Annotated in this window: 17 protein-coding genes; 15 read left to right on the top strand and 2 right to left on the bottom strand. The window is 44.6% G+C overall.

The features are described from left to right. Positions 1-2 precede the first annotated feature (2 nt). Positions 3-2345 carry an ABC transporter permease gene (locus MHI25_RS20545; RefSeq protein ID WP_076301762.1) on the top strand — a complete coding sequence of 781 codons (2343 nt, stop codon included), beginning with the start codon at positions 3-5 and terminating at the stop codon, positions 2343-2345. Between the two features lie 64 nt (positions 2346-2409). On the opposite strand, the gene MHI25_RS20540 is transcribed toward MHI25_RS20545, so the two are convergent. Continuing rightward, on the bottom strand, positions 2410-2838 hold the full coding sequence (locus MHI25_RS20540) for a VOC family protein (protein WP_076183122.1): 429 nt from the start codon (positions 2836-2838) through the stop codon (positions 2410-2412). Positions 2839-3291: 453 nt separating this feature from the next. Here MHI25_RS20540 and MHI25_RS20535 point away from each other — a divergent pair, with 453 nt between their 5' ends. Further along, a complete protein-coding gene (locus MHI25_RS20535) occupies positions 3292-5940 on the top strand; it encodes a glycoside hydrolase family 6 protein (RefSeq protein WP_340395697.1) in 2649 nt (882 codons plus the stop codon). A gap of 57 nt (positions 5941-5997) precedes the next feature. Here MHI25_RS20535 and MHI25_RS20530 read toward each other — a convergent pair whose 3' ends face one another. Next, positions 5998-6393, bottom strand: coding sequence for a DUF2871 domain-containing protein (locus MHI25_RS20530; RefSeq protein ID WP_076129897.1), 396 nt, complete (start codon positions 6391-6393; stop codon positions 5998-6000). Between the two features lie 128 nt (positions 6394-6521). Between MHI25_RS20530 and MHI25_RS20525 the strand changes: the two genes are divergently transcribed. The 13 genes from MHI25_RS20525 (at position 6522) to MHI25_RS20465 (ending at position 20760) form a co-directional block, all read left to right on the top strand. Then, positions 6522-7076 carry a GNAT family protein gene (locus tag MHI25_RS20525; RefSeq protein ID WP_340394126.1) on the top strand — a complete coding sequence of 185 codons (555 nt, stop codon included), beginning with the start codon at positions 6522-6524 and terminating at the stop codon, positions 7074-7076. A 125-nt stretch (positions 7077-7201) separates the two neighbouring features. Beyond that, positions 7202-7885 carry an MgtC/SapB family protein gene (locus MHI25_RS20520; RefSeq protein ID WP_244886359.1) on the top strand — a complete coding sequence of 228 codons (684 nt, stop codon included), beginning with the start codon at positions 7202-7204 and terminating at the stop codon, positions 7883-7885. A gap of 467 nt (positions 7886-8352) precedes the next feature. Continuing rightward, a complete protein-coding gene (locus MHI25_RS20515) occupies positions 8353-9510 on the top strand; it encodes an ROK family transcriptional regulator (RefSeq protein WP_340394124.1) in 1158 nt (385 codons plus the stop codon). Between the two features lie 28 nt (positions 9511-9538). Next, complete coding sequence (locus MHI25_RS20510) at positions 9539-10543, top strand: asparaginase (protein WP_339187756.1); 1005 nt, start codon at positions 9539-9541, stop codon at positions 10541-10543. Between the two features lie 89 nt (positions 10544-10632). Continuing rightward, on the top strand, positions 10633-12237 hold the full coding sequence (locus MHI25_RS20505; protein ID WP_076129894.1) for a glutathione ABC transporter substrate-binding protein: 1605 nt from the start codon (positions 10633-10635) through the stop codon (positions 12235-12237). Positions 12238-12349: 112 nt separating this feature from the next. Next, a complete protein-coding gene (locus MHI25_RS20500) occupies positions 12350-13273 on the top strand; it encodes an ABC transporter permease subunit (RefSeq protein ID WP_036689023.1) in 924 nt (307 codons plus the stop codon). A 66-nt stretch (positions 13274-13339) separates the two neighbouring features. Next, a complete protein-coding gene (locus MHI25_RS20495; protein WP_038572342.1) occupies positions 13340-14251 on the top strand; it encodes an ABC transporter permease subunit in 912 nt (303 codons plus the stop codon). A 13-nt stretch (positions 14252-14264) separates the two neighbouring features. Beyond that, positions 14265-15266 (top strand): ABC transporter ATP-binding protein, encoded by a 1002-nt coding sequence (locus tag MHI25_RS20490; RefSeq protein WP_076278748.1) that lies wholly within the window; start codon positions 14265-14267, stop codon positions 15264-15266. Beyond that, positions 15263-16255, top strand: coding sequence for a dipeptide ABC transporter ATP-binding protein (locus tag MHI25_RS20485; RefSeq protein ID WP_339187750.1), 993 nt, complete (start codon positions 15263-15265; stop codon positions 16253-16255). Before MHI25_RS20490 ends, MHI25_RS20485 begins: the two co-directional genes overlap by 4 nt. Before the next feature lie 41 nt (positions 16256-16296). Further along, positions 16297-17736: a leucyl aminopeptidase family protein gene (locus MHI25_RS20480; RefSeq protein ID WP_340394121.1), complete on the top strand. Its 1440-nt coding sequence runs from the start codon at positions 16297-16299 to the stop codon at positions 17734-17736. Positions 17737-17760: 24 nt separating this feature from the next. Next, positions 17761-18453 carry a copper homeostasis protein CutC gene (locus MHI25_RS20475; protein ID WP_340394119.1) on the top strand — a complete coding sequence of 231 codons (693 nt, stop codon included), beginning with the start codon at positions 17761-17763 and terminating at the stop codon, positions 18451-18453. A gap of 28 nt (positions 18454-18481) precedes the next feature. After that, positions 18482-19432 (top strand): ROK family protein, encoded by a 951-nt coding sequence (locus MHI25_RS20470; protein ID WP_076190554.1) that lies wholly within the window; start codon positions 18482-18484, stop codon positions 19430-19432. Between the two features lie 50 nt (positions 19433-19482). Further along, positions 19483-20760, top strand: coding sequence for an alpha-L-fucosidase (locus tag MHI25_RS20465; RefSeq protein ID WP_076190556.1), 1278 nt, complete (start codon positions 19483-19485; stop codon positions 20758-20760). Positions 20761-21027: the final 267 nt, after the last annotated feature.

Here is a 21027-nt window from a genome sequence, read left to right as displayed (position 1 = left end):
GGATGAGCAGCCTAATAGGAAAATTAGCTTGGTCCAATATTCGTAAAAGAAAAAGTGCTACGGTTACGCTCTTCATTCTTATCATGATAGCTGTGCTGCTGCTGAACATTGGTCTTACGGTCATTTTGAAGCTCAATTCCTTCCAGCAAGAAAAAATGACTGAATTAAGGACTCCAGAAATAAGTGCATATTTTCCAAAAGATGATTATCTAGAAGAGTATGAGGAGCTTGTGGATAGTTATTCATATACAGAATCCTGGGAGAATGAAGCAGCAATTCTGTTAGCAGATGCTAAAATGAAGTACGGACAAACGGACACTACGGTAGCTTTTATAATTCTTAACATGGATACACCGCGGACCAAGGGACTGTTCAAGACAACGACTCCACCAGGATCTAAGGATGCGAATATGATCTATCTGCCTTATTTGTTCCATGTTGGATCGGGGTATAACCTTGGGGATACTTTTACTTTTGTATACGATAATAACTCATTTTCTTATACCATAGGTGGCTTTATTGAGGAGCCGTTGCTAGGGACGTTAACTAATGGAGCTTTAAAAGTATTTTTGAATGATGAAGGTTATAAACAGTTGGAGGAACGTCTTGGAACTGAAGCTCAGTACAGCTTTCTATCAGCAGATTTAACCGATCCTTCAAAGGATGTAAAGCTGGAGCAAATGCTTAGTGAGCGGATTTTTGCCTCAGGAAGTACGGATCAATTTCAAGTCATGCGGGCAGAGGTTGGGCTCGAAGGGAACCGTGTTTTTGTTAATCTTTTAGCAGCCATTTTAATCGTATTTGCACTGATTATGGTTCTAATCTCGCTTATTGTCATCAGGTTTCAAATATTGGGGCATATTGAAGACAATTTAACGAACATCGGTATTTTAAAAGCTAACGGTTATACTTCATGGCAGATTAAAAATGCGCTTCTGCTACAGTTCACCTCAGTTTCCATCATTGCAGCTATACCGGGAGGCGGGTTATCTGGGCTGGTTATGCCGTTGGTAGGGAATATGATTTCGTCTTCAATCGGACTTCTGTGGCCAATATCCTTTGAAGGGGTCAGTGCAGTACTGAGTTTGGTTATTGTCTCTGGACTAGTGCTACTTGTTACCTATCTGTCGAGCCGGCGAATTCGGAACATTACTCCGATTACAGCTCTGCAGAGCGGAATCCTCACTCACAATTTTAAGCGGAACCCAATTCCACTCGAAACATCCCGGATGAATCTGCAATTCAGCTTAAGCCTTAAAGCTTTAGTAAGGCAGGCAAAACAGAATATGATGATCGTATTGATCGTTGCCGGATTAACCTTTTCTAGTATTTTTTGCTCTATATTGAATTTCAACTTTAAGGGAGATACCTCCGCCGTTATAGAACTGGTAGGTATAGAACGCAGCGACTTTTTGTTATTGCCGAAAAACGGTGACCTACAGCAGGGGAAGTTTACAGAATTAGAAGCCATGCCAGGGGTTGAAAAGTTGACTGTATTGGATAGCATGGTCGCTTCGATTAAAAACACCAGCTTTATGCTCCGGGTATCTGACGATTATAGCAAGCTGGAGACACAAACCATATACAAAGGGCGAGAGCCAATTTATGATAATGAAATTGTGATTTCCGGTGTTATTGCAAAGTTGGAAAATTCAGAAATAGGGGACGAGGTCCCGATCACTTTTAATGGTGTGACGGAGAATTATTTGGTTACTGGCTTAAGCCAGCAGATTAGCCAACTTGGAATGGTGGCGAGTATGACCGGTGATGGAATGAGAAGACTTCAACCGGAGTACACCCCTCTGTCCATCAATGTGTATCTGAAAGAGGGGGGAGATGCGCAAGCTTTTGTGAAGGATCTGGAAGCACGCTTCCCTAAGCAATGGAACATTACTAACATTCGAGAAACGGTTGATAGTACGCTCAGTACATTCACTGCCGCAGTATCTTCTATGACAGCAGTCATCACTGTGGTGACGATTATAGTAGTCAGTCTGATTTTGTATTTAGTGATTAAGACTTTGATTCTGAAGCGGAAACGTGAGTTCGGCATTCTTAAAGGAATGGGTTATACCACTTTTAATCTGATGACGCAGATTACCTTTAGTCTGTTTCCGGTGATTGTGGTGGGAGTAGCTTTGGGGAGCATAGGGGGGTATTTTTTCTCAGACTCAGCGTTTGTACTATTGCTCTCGAGTTTAGGGATTTATAATGTCCAACTGGCGGTTAGTTTGCCTCAAGTATTGCTATTGTGTGCAGCCATTCTAGTAGTAGCTTATGCGGTGTCTATGCTTGTTGCCCGGCGAATTCGGAAGGTTAGTGTGTACGATTTGATTATGGACTAATTTAAGCGAAAAACAAAAAAACAACGAGCAGGAGGTTAGTTACTCCATGCCCGTTGTTTTTTTATTACATATTTATTCGTCCGTCATCATAATTGAATTGCCAGTCGATGCCGAATTTATCTTTTAGACTACCATAACAAGAGCTCCAGAAGGTTTCTTGCAGTTCCATAACTACTTTACCGCCCTCTTGAAGCTTATCGAAATATTTCTTTATGTTATCTAAATCCTTACTAACTACGGAAAGACTAATATTGTTTCCTTCGATAAAAGGCATGCCTGGAAAAACATCAGAAAACATTACATTACTGCCTTCGATATTCAAGCGGGTGTGCATAACCAAATCTTTAGCTTCCTCAGGAAGAGTGAAATTGGGATCGGGTGGTGTTTCACCAAAGGTCATGATTTGTGGACGTTCAGTGCCAAACACCTCTGCGTAAAACTCTGCTGCGTCACGACAATTCCCATTGAAATTAAGATAAACATCGATAGACATTTTTTCCACTCCTTAAAGGTTTGTTAGCGTTACTTCGAAAATACTTAAAATTCAAAATACCTTGTCACTTCCACATTGTATCATTTACCAGTTTATAAACAAATATTCTTATAGTCTCATTATTAAACTTTTATTTCATCTACTATCTTCTAATTAAAAATAGGATATGGTAGTATTCAAGAAAAGGGATAATTTTCTATAAATTAAATAAAATTATATTTATGTTAAATAGTTAGGGAATTTAGGCTCTTGTTAGATCTTTAAAACGGAGAGGAGGTGATGATGAGTGCGGGTAAGGCATAGAGGAGGTGACCATTCTTTAAAGGAGTGAATACTGCAATTGTAGCATCGCGTGGCTATTAATAAATTATTTGCGAATTTATTTAATTGTCGAAAGGAGAATAATAAATGACAAAAGCACTAAGGAAGCAAATGTTGTTATTGCTTACGATCATGGCTTTAGTTATCACCGGATATGCTCCTTCTACCACGTATGCCAGTGAGGCGCATGTTGACAATCCGTTTGTAGGAGCTACAGCATATGTTAATCCTGATTATGCCGCACTGATTGATACCTCTATTGCTCAGGTTACCGATAGTACTTTAGTTTCCAAGATGGAGACCATTAAAAAATATCCGACAGCCGTATGGCTGGATCGAATTGCTGCAATTTATGGCGGGACAGAAAACGGAGGCAGAAAAAGTCTTGAGGAAACATTAGATTCCGTACTCGCGCAAAAGCAACCAAACACGCCGATTACAGCCACATTCGTAATTTATGATATGCCTGGGCGGGATTGCCACGCTTTGGCCTCCAATGGCGAGCTGCCACTGACAGCAGCGGGTTTGACAACCTACAAATCAGATTATGTTGACGTAATCGCCAGTATTTTTGCAAAGCCCAAATATAGTGACATTCGGATAGTGACTATCGTAGAGCCGGACTCGCTTCCGAATCTAGTTACTAATCTCAGCACACCACAGTGTGCTCAAGCTAACTCCACGAATATTTACCGTGATGCTACACGTTACACTTTAAATGCTCTCCATGCCATTCCAAATGTGTATACTTACATGGATATTGGTCACTCTGGCTGGCTCGGATGGGATACTAACCGTGGCCCCGCTATCGACCTCTTTACTTCGGTTGTGTCAGGCACTACAGCTGGACTTGCTAGTGTCGATGGATTCATTACGAATACAGCCAATACCACTCCACTAGTAGAACCTAATCTTCCAGATCCGAATCTTACGATAGGCAGCCAGCAGCTTCGTTCTGCAAGTTATTATGAATGGAATCCGTATTTTGATGAAGCTGATTTCACAGCAGCTTTGTATTCAGGTTTTGTAGCAAAAGGTTGGCCTTCCACGATCGGCTTCCTTATTGATACTTCCCGTAACGGGTGGGGAGGAGCAAATCGTCCGACTAGTGCAAGCGGAACAACCGTTAACGCTTATGCGGATTCCGGTCGGATTGATAAACGTCTCCATCGCGGCAATTGGTGTAATGCCAGCGGCGCCGGAATTGGAGAAGTTCCACAAGCAGCACCCGCAGGTTATGCAGCCTCACATTTGGATGCATTCGTCTGGGTGAAACCTCCGGGAGAATCTGACGGCTCCAGCAGTGCCATTCCAAATAATGAGGGCAAGGGCTTTGACAGAATGTGTGATCCGACTTATACCAGCTCAAGCGGCACACTGACCGGTGCATTACCTAATGCGCCTGTATCAGGCCACTGGTTCCATGATCAATTTGTTCAGCTGGTACAGAATGCTTACCCTGTAATTCCTCTGAGTAACGGAGGGGGTACTGTAGTTCCTGCGGCACCCACTAATTTGGTAGCGACAGCGGGAGATGCAAAAGTAAGCCTGAGCTGGACGGCATCCAGCAGTGCGATTAGTTACACCGTAAAACGAGCGACCACAAGCGGAGGGCCGTACACCACTGTAGCAACCGGGCTAACGGCAACGAGCTACACCAACACAGGCTTAACGAACGGAACAACCTATTACTATGTTGTAAGCGCAACCAATAGTGTAGGAGAGAGTGTGAATTCGGGACAAGCGAATGCGACCCCAGCGGCGGTGGCGACTGTTCCGACGGCACCCACTAACTTGGTAGCGACAGCGGGAGATGCGAAAGTAAGCCTGAGCTGGAGCGCATCCAATGGTGCGACTAGCTACACTGTGAAAAGTGCAACCACAAGCGGAGGCCCGTACACTACTGTAGCAGCAGGGCTAACGACCACGAGCTACACTAACACCGCCCTAACGAACGGAACAACTTATTACTATGTTGTAAGCGCAACCAATAGTGTGGGAGAGAGTGCGGATTCTACACAAGCGAGTGCGGCTCCAGCAGCAGTGGCGACAGTTCCAGTGGCACCAACTAACTTGGTAGCGACTGCAGGAGATGCAAAAGTAAACCTGAGCTGGAGCGCATCCAGTGGTGCGACTAGCTACACTGTGAAAAGTGCTACCACAAGCGGAGGGCCGTACACCACTGTAGCAACCGGGCTAACGGCAACGAGCTACACCAACACAGGCTTAACTAACGGAACAACCTATTACTATGTTGTAAGCGCAACCAACAGTGTAGGAGAAAGTGTGGATTCGGCACAAGCAAGTGCTGTTCCACAAGTTCCGGCAGCAACTAGTCTGACGTTGCAGTATCGGGCAGGAGATACTAATGCGACAGACAATCAGATCAAACCTTATTTTAATATTAAAAATAACGGCACAACCGCAGTGAACTTAAGCGATCTTAAAATCCGTTATTATTTCACTAAAGATAGTAATCAGACGTTAAATGGCACAATTGATTGGGCACAGATCGGCAATAATAATGTTCAAGTCGCCTTTGCAGACTACACTGGCACGAATGCAGACACTTACGTTGAACTTTCGTTTGCTTCTTCGGCTGGTTCCATTCCAGCTGGAGGCCAGTCCGGAGATATTCAACTCAGAATATATAAATCAGATTGGACTAATTTTAACGAAGCCAATGACTACTCCTTTGATGCTACTAAAACTGCTTATACTAACTGGGATAAAGTGACGCTTTATCAAAGTGATGCTCTCGTATGGGGGATTGCTCCGTAACGGAAGCAGGGGATATTTAAAAGAGCCGCTGGAGTGATCCTGGCGGCTCTTTCTGTATTATTTAATTCGTTTACCGAGTAGCACAAGCAGCCAGATGATTCCAGCCCCAACAATGGCGTGACCAAGACCCGCAATATGGGGCAGGAAGCTAATATCACTGCCGTTAATTTGCAGCATTCCGCGTGTAGCCATTGCACCAATCGTGATTAGAAGACCAATGTTATAGACAATGTACCATGCACCAAAAGATTTAGCCTCATGGATATTAAATAACTTGTCTAAGATCATAGCAATAATAAAGAAAAAGAATCCTAAGACTAGAATGTGAGTGTGAAGCGCAACTAATATAGTATCTCCTGTGAAATCATTCATTTTAGTAATTTCGCGATAGGCCACTCCGGCTATCAAACCAAGAATTGCATAGAAAAAAGACGTGTAATACAATTTTTTCATAAGAATATCTCCTTCGTAGGTATCGTTATGATTGAAGTGTATCAAGCAATTAAGAACGCAATATGAACAAATGATTACAAGGTGAAAAAAATCACTAGTTTATAAATGAGAGGAGACTTAAGGAAAATATGATCGATAACGTTGAAGGATTTCCTGTGCTCGAAACAAACCGCTTTATTTTGAGAAGAATTACACTGGATGATGCTAAAGAAATATATAATTATTTTTCAAAAGATGAAGTGACCCAGTATTATGATCTGGATAGCTTTACCGATATACAGCAAGCGATCAACCTTATCGAAAGATGGGATGAACGTTTCAAAGGCAAACAAAGCATTCGCTGGGGAATAGCCAGGCGTGAGGATAATATAATGATTGGTTCGTGCGGATATCATAACTGGGCGCACAGAAATTTCAAAGCAGAGATTGGGTATGAATTATCTCCACTTTATTGGCGGCAGGGTGTGATGACGGAAGTCCTGACAGCTATTATTGCGTATGGCTTTGAGCATATGAAGCTCCATCGAATTGAGGCGCTTTATGATCCGGCTAATATTGCCTCCAAGAAGTCTCTTTTGAAAGCGGGCTTTAAGTATGAGGGATTGTTGCGCGAATCTTTTTTTGAAAAAGGTAGATTTGTAGATGCGGAGATTTGCTCTTTGTTAGCTTCCGATACGAACTAAGAAGTATAAAATTAAAAAAAGCGAGTTAACCATAATGCGAGAGGACGTATTATGGTTTTTTGTTTGTGATACAATAAATAGATTATTGAATTTATCCTACGTGGTACTAATCCAACATACATATCATGATGAAAGAAGGTGAAGGTATGGAGTTTGAGTATTTGCTTCGTGTAATTGGCGCGGGAATTTGTGGCGTATTAGTTGGATATGAACGCAAAAGCCGGATGAAAGAAGCTGGAGTTAGAACACATTTTGTTGTGGCCTTAGGTGCTGCACTCATGATGGTCATCTCCAAATATGGGTTTCAGGATCAAGCGGATTGGCCTAATCTTTCTCTTGATCCCGCTCGGATAGCTGCTCAGGTAGTAAGCGGAGTAGGTTTTTTGGGCGCAGGAATGATTTTTATGCAAAGACACACAGTCAAAGGGCTCACTACTGCTGCAGGGATTTGGGCAACAGCCGGAGTGGGCATGGCTATAGGGTCTGGTCTTTATATTCTTGGCGTAGGAGCAACGATAATCATTTTACTTGGGCAAAAGATCTTACACAGTCGTAACAGCTGGCTGGCCGCACCAAAAACCCAACAGCTCGTTATAAGTCTAGCTAACACAGAAGGCGCTATGGGCCGAATTCAAGAGTTGCTTAAAGAACACAAAATCGCTGTTCTAAGTTTTCATGCTGAAAATAACAGTGTAGAATCCGAATTAAACGTAGAAATCGTTGTAAGATTGCCTGAATCATTTAATCCAGTACAATTGTTATCGATGATCCAAGAGGACGCAGCGGTTAAGACCGTTGAGTTTCAATGATTTTTTAGCACCTTCGATGTAACTAACTTACTTCGCATCAAAAGCTACCTCCTTTTTGAGAGTTTCCTTTTGATGCGAGTGTTACCTTCAATTTACCATCGATTCACACACCCTCACATTAATCCAAGCAAAATACCACTTTCAGTCTTTCTATTCCAATTAATAGGTTCAAGATTCAAATTAAATGCTAATTCATGGGCTTATATGTTATGTCTGTGTTATATATTGAGTGGTTTTTGTGTTGGTTATCTTTCGTTAACCGCTTACATTTATTTTTAAATAAAAAATATGTCATTTATATTGACACATAAACCATGACCCTTTATTATTAATCCCATCACTGGAGAAACTAAATTAAAATTTAAATCAAAGAATACATTATCAGCGCTTTATTTGCAAATAATTTCTTGTTTTTGTGGTTTATTAATCCAATTAATGCACTGGAGAAAATAATTAGGAGAATGCCCGTGAAAAAGCACGATCAGGATTTTATGAAGCGACAAAATCGTTTAACGGTTTTCGAAATTATAAAAAATCAACAACCGATTTCTCGCGCTTCTATTGCTAAACAGACTGGTATGAGTCCTACGACTGTAAGTCGAATTGTCGGAGAGTTGACGGAGGAAGGATATTTACTCGATTCAGAGCAGGTATCATCAGGATTAGGTCGGAAATCAACGTTAATAGGTATGATGGACGCTTCTGTATTATCGGTTGGCGTTGAACTGGATCGCAGTCTTATGTCTATAGGAATTGTGGACTTACAAGGACAGCTTATCTGCAGTAGTCAATTTCCCCGTACACCAGACGAAAGCCCGAAACGAACGCTGGAACGGATTCATGAAGCCATTGAGCAATTGTTCCAGCAGCATGTGATTGACAGAACACGTATCGTGGGGATTGGCGTTGGACTTCCCGGCATTGTGAATAACGAAGAAGGAATTGTTGTCTTCTCTGTTCAGCTAGGATGGAAAAATGTGCCGTTAGCCAAACGCTTGAAAGAGCTGACAGGTTTTGAAATCGCTGTGGACAATGAGCTGAAAGTAAGGGCTCTTGCTGAACATCTTAAAGGAGCTGCAGTCGGCTCCAGCCGTACGGCATTATTGGGTTTCGGTCAAGGCGTGGGCTCTGCGATGATTCTCGAGGGAGAGATTTATCGAGGGGTGATGAACAGTGCGGGTGAAATTGGGCATACGACAGTAGATCCTAACGGAATGATGTGTGAGTGCGGCAAAGCGGGCTGTTTACAGACCTATATAAATATCAGTTCTTTATTATCTGAAGCTAATCGGATTCGCCCGATCCGTACGATTGAGGAGTTATTCGCAGCAAAACATGCAGGAGAACAATGGGCGATTCACTTGATCGACCGTGCACTCATGTATATGGCCATCACCATTAATAATGTCGTATGCATGTATAACCCCGACAGCGTGATTTTAAGTGGAGAACTCGTGGACAAATTCCCGGATATATACGAAGAAGTTGAGCAGCTGTACCTCTCGCGCTTTACATGGGAGCCGCTTCGTGGTTCCTTTACGATTCATCGCTCTTTGCTGAATGAGAAGGGTGTAATTATCGGATCGGGACTTTTATCGCAGAATCGATTTTTTGCCTTAGATTAAATTAACTACTGCTGGGGAGGTTGTACAGATGGGATTTACAACATTGGTAGAAGAATATCGTGGGGGCCTGTTGGAGAATGTGCATTATGGTGCAGTTAGTGTAGTTGATGAGAAGGGCAACATTTTGTACAAAGCAGGCGATCCGGAGCATATGACTTATCTTCGCTCTGCTGCTAAGCCATTCCAAGCTTTGCCGGTAATGAAACGCCGGATCGATGAAGTATATGGTTTGACAAGTAAAGAAGCTTCGCTGTTTACCGCTTCACACCGGGGAGAAGCCTTCCATATTGAAGCGCTTGAAGCTCTTTTTCAGAAAATGGGATTAAAAGAAGAGTCACTTCATTGCTGCTCTACATACCCGCTGAATGATGAAGCCAAAGCAGAACGTCACCGGGCAAATGAGCCCACTCGTAAAATCTTTCATAACTGCTCAGGCAAACATGCAGGATTAATGGGCCTTAGCAAATATATGGGTTGGGATATAAACACTTATTACGATCCTAACCATCCTGTACAACAGGAGATTCTTGAGATGATGGCTTATATCGCTGAAGTTCCCAAAGCGTCCATCCCGCAAGGTATTGATGGCTGTGGACTTCCTATCTTCGCACTTCCGCTTCATAAAATCGCTTATTCCTATCTAAAGCTAGCGTGTCCCGATTTAATTGAGGATACGGATATACGTAACGCAGCCGCTGCCATTGCAAAACTTATGAATGATAACCCGGTTATGATTGCTGACACGAAATTTGTATGCTCAGAGCTCCTGAAGGATGACAATCTGACGGCTAAGGGTGGAGCAAAAGGGGTATACGGTATCGGACTCCGTAAGGAACGAATGGGTATATCACTGAAAGTATCCGACGGATCAGAACAAGTCTGGCCATGTATTATCGCATCGATTCTAGAACGTATTGGTTACAGCAATCAAGACACAATTGATCGCCTATATGCACTCGTGCCTAACACGATTGTTAATGATGGCGGTACTGTAGTCGGCGAACGCCGTGCTGTATTTCAATGGGAGATCTAGAGCATAAGGTCAAGAATAATCTTCAAGTTTGGAGATTAATCGGACTAGAAGCTTTTCTAATACATCGTTTGAATAGGGGAGTGTAAAAAATGAAAGCAAAAGGAAAAGTATGGTCAATGTTCATGCTGCTGCTTATTACAGTAGTAGTGACTGCAGGGTGCGGCAACAAAGCGAGCAACGAGGGACAAAAAGGCAATACTGCTGGTGGAACTGAAACTAGCACCCCAACTACAAAGAATGATAAAGACATTGTAATTGCCATCAATTCTAACTTTATTACGCTGGACCCTCATAACGCAAGCGATACGCATTCAATCAGCGCTGCCAGAACGATGTACGAAGGTCTGATGGGTTTTGACGAGAATATGAACGTGGTTCCTGTTCTTGCCGCAAGCCATTCCATAAGTGAAGACGGGTTGGTCTACACGTTCACGCTGCAAGAGAATGTTAAATTCCAAGACGGTACTGACTTTAATGCTGAAGCGGTTAAAGTAAACATCGCCCGTATTCAAGATGAGAAGAACAATCTGAGACTGCGCAAAAGCTTCGCAAAGGTAGCGAAAGTGGAGACTCCTGATGCTAAAACCGTGGTTATTACACTCAGCGAGCCGTACAACGCATTTTTAAATAAAGTAGCTATGGCACCTATTATTAGTCCGAAAGCTTTAGAAGAAAATGGCACCGATATTTCAAAAAATCCTGTAGGGACGGGTCCATTTAAGTTCAAAGAATGGGTGCAAGGCGACCGCTTGGTTGTCGTTAAGAACCCTGATTACTGGCAAGCGGGGTTGCCAAAAGTGGATAGTGTGACCTTTAGACCTGTACCAGAGAATGGATCACGGATAGCCATGCTAAAAACCGGCGAGGCGGATTTCATTTATCCAATGCCAACGGAGCAAGTATCTGAGGTTGAAGGTCTTGAAGGAATTACTGTAGATACCATCGATTCGACAATCGTCCGTTATGTAACGTTGAATACGATGAAAAAACCTTTCGATGATGTGAAGGTTCGTCAAGCCATTAACTATGCTATCAATAAAGAAGCTTATATCAAAGTTGTGAAATCGGGTCTTGGTGCTAAGCTTGATTCCACGATGTCTTCCAAAACACAATACTATTCCCCGCAAACAGGTTATGACTATGACATTGAAAAAGCTAAACAATTGCTTGCTGAAGCGGGTTATCCTGATGGATTCGAAACCGAAATTTGGGGTGAAAATGAATCCGAAACTATGAAGGGTATGCAATTTATTCAGCAACAGCTAGCACTTGTAGGGATTAAGGTAGACGTGAAATCCATGGAAGGCGGCACATTGTCCGACCAAATTAACTCTGCTAAGACACCTGAAGAAGCAAAAATTCAAATGTGGTATGTCAGCTGGTCTCCGTCTTCAGGAGATGCAGATGGTGCAACCAGAGGGTTGTTCAGTAGTGAAATGTTCCCGCCTGCTGGCTCAAATACAGCCTATTACAAAAATGAAAATGTAGACAAATGGATCGCTGAGGCGAATAAATCTGTTGATCCAGAAGCGGCTAAATCCATCTATGGCAATATTCAAAAAACAATTTGGGAAGATGCTCCATGGGCATTCATGGGCGTCGACCAAATCATCTCAGGCAAAAGATCGTATCTGGAAGGAGTTAAGGTCTTCCCGGATGGTTCCATTAATGTCCTGAATGCAGAAGTGAAATAATGCTAAACAAACGTTAGGTTTAATATCCCAAGAAATGAACGAGGCCGCTTCTGTAGTATGGTGGGAAGCGGCCTCACTAAATCATTTGTCGATACTGAAGGGGGCTTATGAGTTGGGTAGATATGCTTTACAAAGACTCCTCGGGGTTATTCCGCTGTTGTTCATTGTATCGGTGCTTGTCTTTTTGTTTATTCACTTAATCCCAGGCGATCCAGCCCGACTTATTGCCGGTAAAGATGCCACGCTTGAAGAGATTCGTGGAATTCAGGAGCAGCTGGGTCTCAATCTGCCTTTGTGGAAGCAATACATAAACTACATGGGTGATCTGCTAAGTGGGAATCTGGGCAATTCGATCCGTTCAGGGATCCCGGTTACTGACATGCTGGAAAGCAGAGTAATGCCTACGTTGTGGCTGACTTTTCTTAGTATGGCCTGGGCTCTAATTATTGGTCTTCTAATTGGCGTGGTTTCAGCCGTTTATCGCAATCGGTGGCCGGATCATTTAGGGACGTTGACAGCCATTTCAGGGATGTCTATTCCTGGATTTTGGTTAGGCTTGGTACTCATTCAAATTTTCTCGGTAGAGCTTGGTTGGTTTCCAACGGGTGGTGTTGATTCCTGGAAGTCCTATATTCTTCCTTCCATTACACTCGGGATGGGAATTATGTCTATGTTGGCCCGTTATTCTAGGTCATCTATGCTGGAGACTCTTCGGGAGGATTATATCCGTACAGGACGTGCAAAAGGCTTACGCGAGTATGTTGTTATCGGCAGGCATGCGCTGCGCAACTCTTTGATTCAGGTGGTTACCGTAGCTGGACTTCAGTTTGGGTTCCTGCTCGGCGGCTCTGTAATGGTTGAGACGGTATTCAGTATTCCGGGTCTTGGCAGGCTGCTAGTAGACTCCATTTTGTTCCGGGATTATACAGTCATTCAAGCCTTACTGCTTCTGTTTGCTACACAATTTATTCTTATCAATCTATTAGTAGATTTATTGTATGGCGTACTTAATCCGAAAATAAGGTTTTCTCAGTAGCTAATGCGACTAAGAAGCAGAATTTCAATAGATTTATAGGGTGAATTTAGGATCAGGAGGGATATCATGAGTGACAATTCGGCGGTGATGGGAGCAAAATCTCCATTACCCGGAGAGGTACTGGCCCCGGAGAAAACAAAAGGCCGTATGGGTGTTTTTTTACGTAAGTTCAGTAAACAAAAGATGCCCCTTGTGGCCGCATTTTTTATTATATTGCTATTCTTAATTGCAATTTTCGGGCCATTTCTGACCCCGTATAATCCTGATGAACCAAACTACGATGCTCTTATGGCAGGTCCTTCTGCTGCACATTGGGCCGGGACAGACGAATATGGCCGTGATATTCTAAGCCGTTTGATTGATGGTACTCGCTTAACCTTAGCGGTCAGTCTCAGTTCCGTCTTAATCGCAGGTGTACTTGGAACTATCCTAGGTCTGTTAAGCGGATATTATGGCGGTTGGCTAGATCGGATAATTATGCGTGGCAGTGATGTACTATTTTCTTTTCCTGACTTGCTGCTTGCCATTGGGATCGTCGCCATTCTCGGTCCGGGTCTATCCAACGTTGTTATCGCAGTTGCAGTTTTTGGTACTCCATCGTTCGCCCGAATTATTCGGAGCGTAACGCTGTCTGCGAAAGAAACATTGTTTGTGGAAGCGGCTCGTTCCATGGGAGCGAAGCATCGCCGGATTATTTGGCGTCATATTTTTCCTGAGACCGTGCCCAGCATTATCGTTAATCTATCCATGAAGATTGGCGGAGCGATCTTGGCCGCTGCTTCATTGAGCTTTCTCGGAATGGGTGCAAAAACAACAGAGCCCGATTGGGGCGCAATGTTAAGTATGGGACGTGATTATTTAAGTATTGCTCCACATATCGTTTATTTTCCGGGGATAGCCATCTTTTTAACAGTACTTGCATTTAACCTGGTCGGGGACGGACTGCGTGATGCTCTTGATCCCAAAATGAAAAACTAAGGAGGGACAAGACATGACTCAACATTTGTTGGATGTACAAGGGCTGAAAACGGAGTTCAAACGCGGCGATGGAAGTATAACTGCGGTTGCGGGGGTAGACTTTGCTATTAAAAAAGGCGAAGTGTTAGGCCTGGTTGGTGAATCTGGTTGTGGCAAAAGTGTAACCTCATTATCGATCATGCGGTTGCTTAAAGATACGCCGGGCAGAATTTCTGAAGGTTCTGTGCGTTTTGAAGGAAAGGATTTGACGAAGATTTCTGAGAAGGAGATGCGCCAAATCCGGGGAAATGATCTGGCAATGATTTTTCAGGAGCCGATGACCTCTCTTAATCCAGTGCTGCGGATTGGGCTGCAATTAACAGAGCCGATTAGACTGCATTTGGGTTATGGACGCAAGAAGGCTCGTGAGCATGCGATTCATATGTTGCGGCTTGTAGGTATCCCTCGCGCAGAGGAATTAATCGATGAATATCCGCATCAACTATCCGGCGGGATGAGACAGCGGGTTATGATTGCAATGGCCATGTCTTGTCATCCAAAGCTGTTGATTGCCGATGAACCCACGACCGCACTCGATGTAACGATTCAAGCGCAAATTCTTGATCTGATGAAGCAGTTGAAAGATGAACAGGATATGGGAATGCTGCTCATTACCCATGATCTTGGAGTAGTTGCGGAATTATGTGACCGGGTAGTTGTTATGTATGCTGGTCGTGTGGTGGAAGAAGCCTCTGTTCAGGAGCTGTTCGCCAGACCGCAACATCCGTATACCAGGGGATTGATTCAATCGGTACCTAAGCTGCGCCAGAATGTACATCGCTTGGAGTCTATAAAAGGGAATGTGCCAGACCTTTCACAAATGCCTGCCGGCTGTAAGTTTGCGCCACGCTGCGAATTTGCCATGGAGCGTTGTCTGTCGCAAGAACCTGAGCTACTTCCGATTGAGGGGCTAGAGCGCAAAAGCCGTTGTTGGCTTACACAGCAGGAGGACACGGAAGGAGCGGGATGTTTATGAAAGAGACTTCATTAATTGAGGTTAAGGGTTTGAAGAAGTTGTTTTCTGTGAAGAAGGGCTTCTTCGGAACGACTAAATATTTACACGCCGTTGATGGGATTTCATTCGCCATTCGTAAGGGAGAAACGTTCAGTCTTGTAGGTGAAAGTGGCTGTGGGAAATCGACTACGGGCAGGCTGGTGACTCGCTTACTGGAACCCAATCATGGAGAAGTATGGTTTAAGGGACAAAATATTAGCCATATCTCAGACAACCAGATGCGGCCTCTGCGCAAAGATATGCAGATGGTGTTTCAAGACCCTTATGCTTCACTTAATCCCCGCATGAAGGTGAAGGATCTTGTCGCCGAACCCCTGCTTATTCATACAAAGCTGTCCTCTAAAGAACGGGATAAACTAGCTTGCGAACTGCTAGAGACCGTTGGATTGAACAGTTTCCACGCCGAGCGATTCGCGTTTGAGTTCAGCGGTGGACAGCGGCAACGGATTGGGATTGCCCGGGCTCTGTCCGTTCGCCCAAGTCTAATTGTGGCGGATGAACCCGTGTCAGCGCTGGATGTATCGATTCAGTCCCAAGTGTTGAATCTGTTACAGGACTTGCAGGAGGAATATGGCCTGACGTATTTATTCATCTCTCATGATCTCAGTGTGGTCGAGCATATTAGTGATCGAATTGGGGTTATGTATCTGGGTTCTCTTGTGGAGACGGCTGATAAGGATACATTGTATGACCGTCCCTTGCATCCTTACACCCAAGCGCTGCTATCTTCAGTTCCCGTGCCCGATCCAAGCTTGAAGAAGGAACGCATTATTCTAAAAGGGGATCTTCCAAGTCCCGTTGATCCGCCGACGGGCTGTCGTTTTCATACAAGATGCCCTTCCTGTATGGAAATCTGTAAGCAACATGTGCCTGTATTCCGGGAAGTTGAACCAGGTCATGAGCTCGCTTGTCATCTCTTTGATGAAGAAATGTTGAAACTAGAACGATAATTTAAAATGTGAGTACACTTTACGGAAAAGAAGGGACAGCTATGAATATCTTGTTCGATTCCGCTAATGGGGCGGATACGCTTATCTACTTAGCCTATGAAGAGGAGGCTTTTCCTCTTCGGCTGGGAGAAGCTCACAAACAGAGTGGCAGTGTGACATGGTTATATGCTCGCTCTGAGGAAGAGTCCGATGTGATAGCTATTGGAATGGGAAAACGCCGGGCTCTTACGCTTGAGAAAGTTCGCCGAGCAGCGGGATCTGCCGCCCGTACAGCCCTAAGAGAAGGAAGAAATTCAGCTTCATTTGTTCGTAGGACAGCAGAAAGTAATATTTCCGCTGCGGATGAGCTTCAAGCATGGATTGAAGGCTGGCTTCTCGGATTATATCGTTTTCAAACCTATCGTGGTGTTACTAAAATAGACATTTCAGTTGATTTGCTGCTCCAGACAGCTGATTGGCCTGAACTGACTAAGCTTGAACTGGAAGTTGTACTAAGTACTGGCCGCATGCGCGCTGAAGGAGCAGTGGTTGCTCGCGATCTGGTGAATGAGGTGCCCGGGACTCTAAATTCGGATCGGTTCGCAGAATGGATGGTCGAATATTTCGAGCGTGATAACGCAGCAGTGAAAGTTCATGTCTACCGGGGGCAGGAGCTGGTTGACCTACAGATGAATGGGTTGCTGGCGGTTGGAGCAGGCAGTAAACACTCCCCAGCCCTCGTTGAAATTCGCTATGAGAGTAACCCTGAATTGCCAATGCTGGCATTGGTGGGTAAAGGTGTTACCTTCGATTTGGGTGGGATGAATGTTAAGACCGCAAGTGATATTAGCGATGCACGTATGGATATGGGTGGCGCAGCAGCTGTTATTGGCGCGCTGGATATTTTAGTACGGAATCAAGCTCATGTAAATGTGACCGCATTGATCCCAGTTGTTGATAACGTACCTGATGCTGAAGCAATGCTGCCATCGTCTGTTATACGCTATCCTAATGGGCTGACGGTTCAGGTTGCAAATACGGATGGCGAGGGGCGGCTTATTATCGCGGATGCTCTTATTCATGCAGCAAATATCGGGGCAACTAAGGTCATTGATATTGCAACACTTACTGGAAATGTTGGCGCAGCGTTAGGATTAGGTATCGCCGGCATATGGGGTGATGGAGAGATGACGCAGAGCCTCGTCGAAATCGGTGAGCGCAATGGAGAACGACTGTGGCCCATGCCGCTTATGGATGAATACGAAGTCGATCTTCGAAGCAATTACGCTGATCTGCGCAACGTTAGTACTTCACCTTTTGCAGGTGCGATTACAGCAGCGCTTTTTATACGGCGCTTTGTAGCGGAATCGCTGAGCTGGGTCCATATTGATATGGCTGGGACGGTTCAGTACAAACAGGATGTGGGGTATTCAGAAGCTGGAGCAACGGGCTATGGTGCTCGACTGCTCGCTGATTATGTTATGAAACAGGCACAACAATAACAACCGGAAGAGTGGAGGAAAGTTATGAGATTGGAAGTCATCGCTACTTGTATGGACGATGCTCTTACAGCCGAAGCGAATGGGGCTGACCGCCTGGAGCTCATTACTGCGATTACGGAAGGCGGATTAACACCAGGGATAGGATTGGTGCAACAAGTTGCCAAATCGGTTAACATTCCTGCGTTTGTTATGGTTCGCCCGCACAGCCGTTCTTTTTGCTATTCAAAGTATGACATTTTGACGTTGGCAGCAGAGATAAAGCAAATTGCAGCCAGCGGTGCGGCGGGGATTGTGCTTGGTGCGTTAACTCCGGAAGGGACTATCGACGAGCGAGCGCTTGAAACATTATTGCCGTTGACCGAGGGATTGCAAGTAACCTTCCACCGTGCTTTTGATGAGTTGAAGGATCAAATAGAAGGTTATCGAACGCTTTGTAAGTATCCGCAAATTACGCGTGTACTCACTTCTGCCGGGCCAGGTCCGGCACCTGAAGCTATTCCTGCTATGCGGAAGCTAGTCGAGGAATCAAGGGGTAAAACGGTAAGTATACTGGCTGGAAGCGGTCTGAAGCCGGAAGGTATTACTTCATTTATACATCAGACTGGAGTAACAGAAGTGCATTTTGGGTCGGCTGTTCGTTATGATAAAGACGCTTTGTCGCCAATCGATCCAGCAGCCTTACGGGCGTTAGCGGAGAGTATTCATTCTAACGGCTAATAATAGATAGTGAAAAGGTGAATGGGTTATGCAGAAGGTTGAGAGCTACGTAGTTGGAATCGATTTAGGAGGCACAAAAATTGCCGCAGCATTGTTCGATTCAAAGGGGACCGTGTTGAAACGGGAATTGATGGAAACGGCTGGGGCACGTACCGCTAAAGAAGTGGTGCAGCGAATGATCGATATGATCCGCTCCGTATCCGAAGGGCGACCACTCACAGGAGTGGGTCTGGCTTCTCCCGGAGCTGTAAATAGCCAGGACGGGATCGTTATTCACGGCACCAATCTTCCGGAGTGGGATAATGTCCCACTGAAGCACTGGATGGAGTTGGTGCTAGGCGTTGAAGTAAAGGTAGTGAATGATGCGAACGCTGCGGCTTGGGGCGAGTATGTCCGAGGTGCTGGCAAAGGTGCAGACAACATGGTTTATGTTACCTTTAGCACAGGGATTGGAGCAGGTATCGTCATTGACGGCAAGCTGCTTCTTGGCAAAAATTCATTTGCTGGTGAACTAGGTCATAATATTATTGACCCGAACGGAACGGAATGCAGCTGTGGAAGATTCGGCTGCTGGGAAGTTTTCGCTTCGGGCACAGCGATTCGGGATATGGCGCTGCGAAGTATGGAGAGCAGCCCGTCGATGATTACGGAACTGGCTAATATAAATGGAGAAAAAATTACTTCGCGGCACGTATTTGAAGCCATGGCACTTAACGATCCCGTGGCCGTCGAGGTTATTGACCGGAGTATTCATTATATGGCACTAGGTCTAGCCAATGCAGTACATACGTTCAATCCTGATCGGATCGTGATCGGTGGAGGCGTGAGTAAGGCTGGAGATTTGTTATTCCCTGCACTGGTGGAGAAGACGGATCTATTTGTCATGGATCCTTATAAGGGTACTTTTACAATTGAACCTGCCGCTCTCAAAGATGATGTAGGCCTAATTGGAGCAGCAGCATTATTCCATACCGCTTAGGTGGAGTGAAAGATTGATTCACAGCTTTCATTAACGGAGGAGTTGGAGAGATGGGTACAAGAGAAGAAAGAACGAAATGGTTCTTACAGGATAGGTTCGGGATGTTTATCCATTGGGGTTTATATTCAATTCCTGCTAGAGGGGAATGGATACGCGGCAACGAGCGGATGAGTAGAGAGCATTACATGACGTATTTCGATGAATTTGACGCCTCACGATATGATCCGAAGAAATGGGCAAGTGCAGCCAAAGCTGCGGGTCAGAAATACGCTGTGCTTACGACCAAACATCATGACGGGTTCTGTCTGTTCGATAGTAAGCTGACTGATTTCAAAGCGACTAATACGCCCGCTGGGCGTGATCTAGTGCGGGAATATGTAGACGCTTTCCGTGCTGAAGGTATTGCAGTTGGTCTATATTACTCTATCATAGACTGGCACCATGAGGATTATCCCGGTTATGGAGATAAGGCACATCCTGATCGGGATAACGAAGCGGTCAAAGATAAGCCGATTGATTTCGATAGATACTTGGAGTATATGCATGGGCAAGTAAAGGAACTGCTCACCAATTACGGTAAAATCGACATTATGTGGTTTGACTTCTCCTACGATAATATGACAGGGGAGAAGTGGAAGGCGACGGAGCTTATCCGGATGATTCGTTCCATACAACCTGATATTATTATCGACAATCGATTAGGTGGCAATATTCGTGCGGCAGAACCTGAGGAGTATGCTGGAGATTTCTTCTCCCCCGAGCAGATCATTCCGCCTGGCGGCATTGTTGACGTAAACGGCCAATCCATCCCTTGGGAAGCCTGCATTACCCTGAATGACAACTGGGGTTATCATTCCGAGGATAAGAATTATAAATCGACCAAGCAAGTCATCCGTACGATGGTCGAATGTATCAGTAAGAATGGTAACCTGCTCCTCAATGTTGGACCAGATGCCAAAGGTGAAATGACGCGGGAATCACTGGTTATCCTTGACGAAGTTGGGGATTGGATGCGCCTTAATGGAGATAGTATTTATGGATGCGGGAAGTCTTTGCTACCTAAGCCAGAGTGGGGACGTTATACGCAAAAGGGCAATAAATTGTATGCGCATGTCTACGACCGTGGAATTGGCCCGATCTATTTCCAAGGTCTGAAAGGGAAGATTAAAAAGGCAAGATTACTACGTGATGGTACCGAGCTAAAGGTGGAGGCGCCGTGGATGGCTGAGGAATATTCGGATGTTGACGGTGGAGCTTTTATTACATTAAAAGGCGCGATGTTACCTGATGAGATGGATACGGTTATCGAGCTTGAACTATTTAATTAAATCAGAAGGAGTTGTCCCATATGCCCTGAATGGCTGCTGAGACAACTCCTTTTTTTCGTATTCTTCGCCAACATTTGCACATACGAAACACCTATCGGACACAGATGACTCTAAACCCAGAAATATCGCACTTTTGGGATGCCAACGGACCGCATAGCCGCTATTGCCTTGAAACACCCCCGATATGGAGCTGATTCTAGGGAATAGCGTCATTGGAGTCCGAAGCCCTGTTCCAAAGGCAGAAAATGTGCAAATAACGTCATCTGG

Origin of the sequence: Paenibacillus sp. FSL E2-0177, from assembly GCF_037992975.1 — a bacterium.
Classification (GTDB): Bacteria; Bacillota; Bacilli; order Paenibacillales; family Paenibacillaceae; genus Paenibacillus_AQ; species Paenibacillus_AQ odorifer.
Note: the sequence above shows the minus strand (reverse complement) of the source record. Positions and strands in the feature narration are given on the sequence as shown.

Coding starts and splice junctions, on each gene's coding strand:
- MHI25_RS20545 (WP_076301762.1), top strand. CDS start 3: ATGAGCAGCCTAATAGGAAAATTAGCTTGGTCCAATATTCGTAAAAGA.
- MHI25_RS20540 (WP_076183122.1), bottom strand. CDS start 2,838: ATGTCTATCGATGTTTATCTTAATTTCAATGGGAATTGTCGTGACGCA.
- MHI25_RS20535 (WP_340395697.1), top strand. CDS start 3,292: ATGGCTTTAGTTATCACCGGATATGCTCCTTCTACCACGTATGCCAGT.
- MHI25_RS20530 (WP_076129897.1), bottom strand. CDS start 6,393: ATGAAAAAATTGTATTACACGTCTTTTTTCTATGCAATTCTTGGTTTG.
- MHI25_RS20525 (WP_340394126.1), top strand. CDS start 6,522: ATGATCGATAACGTTGAAGGATTTCCTGTGCTCGAAACAAACCGCTTT.
- MHI25_RS20520 (WP_244886359.1), top strand. CDS start 7,202: ATGATGAAAGAAGGTGAAGGTATGGAGTTTGAGTATTTGCTTCGTGTA.
- MHI25_RS20510 (WP_339187756.1), top strand. CDS start 9,539: ATGGGATTTACAACATTGGTAGAAGAATATCGTGGGGGCCTGTTGGAG.
- MHI25_RS20505 (WP_076129894.1), top strand. CDS start 10,633: ATGAAAGCAAAAGGAAAAGTATGGTCAATGTTCATGCTGCTGCTTATT.
- MHI25_RS20495 (WP_038572342.1), top strand. CDS start 13,340: ATGAGTGACAATTCGGCGGTGATGGGAGCAAAATCTCCATTACCCGGA.
- MHI25_RS20490 (WP_076278748.1), top strand. CDS start 14,265: ATGACTCAACATTTGTTGGATGTACAAGGGCTGAAAACGGAGTTCAAA.
- MHI25_RS20485 (WP_339187750.1), top strand. CDS start 15,263: ATGAAAGAGACTTCATTAATTGAGGTTAAGGGTTTGAAGAAGTTGTTT.
- MHI25_RS20480 (WP_340394121.1), top strand. CDS start 16,297: ATGAATATCTTGTTCGATTCCGCTAATGGGGCGGATACGCTTATCTAC.
- MHI25_RS20475 (WP_340394119.1), top strand. CDS start 17,761: ATGAGATTGGAAGTCATCGCTACTTGTATGGACGATGCTCTTACAGCC.
- MHI25_RS20470 (WP_076190554.1), top strand. CDS start 18,482: ATGCAGAAGGTTGAGAGCTACGTAGTTGGAATCGATTTAGGAGGCACA.
- MHI25_RS20465 (WP_076190556.1), top strand. CDS start 19,483: ATGGGTACAAGAGAAGAAAGAACGAAATGGTTCTTACAGGATAGGTTC.